Source organism: Brevibacillus sp. YAE8 (assembly GCF_057543335.1).
In genome coordinates this window covers 1-526 of sequence record NZ_BAAIYG010000170.1, presented here as the reverse complement: position 1 = coordinate 526, position 526 = coordinate 1, and the positions used below count along the sequence as shown (strand labels likewise).

The 526-nt window shown below is 48.1% G+C and carries 1 protein-coding gene; it reads left to right on the top strand.

Going from position 1 to position 526, the window contains the following annotated elements:
* On the top strand, nucleotides 1-526 hold a 526-nt coding region (locus tag AC27IT_RS28205; RefSeq protein WP_487092320.1), incomplete at both ends, for a Gldg family protein.

Genomic DNA, 526 nt, shown 5'->3' with positions numbered 1-526 from the left:
GACTGCTGGCATTATCGTCTACCCGCCAAGGGAAAGTGGTTTTTCTGACAGGGCATGAGGAAATTCCTTTGTCCCAAATGACCGAATTAAGCAGCTCGCTGGCGCAAGATAATGTGAAAGCAGAGGAAGTTCAGCTCAATCAAGCGGGTAGTGTGCCCAAAGATGCGTCTGTATTGGCTATTGTCGGACCCGAACGGGATATTAGCGTGACGGAACTGAAGAGTATTCGTACGTATCTGAATGACGGTGGAAAGCTTTTTATGGCGTTAGGATTTCACCCGAACATGGGGTCTAGCTGGAAAAACCTTGACGCATTAGCGGCTGATTATGGTGTGAAAGATACTCATGCTATCGTGGTGGATCAGGAACAGACGAATACGCTTGGTCCTCTGTGGACGGTTCCCACCTTTGGCAGTCATGCGATCACCGATAAATTGGCGGCCTCTAATCTGTATCCTGTTCTTTCGCTATCTATTGCTTTGCAGGCAGGAGAACAGAAGGATTGGAAGACGACGCTATTGCTAAA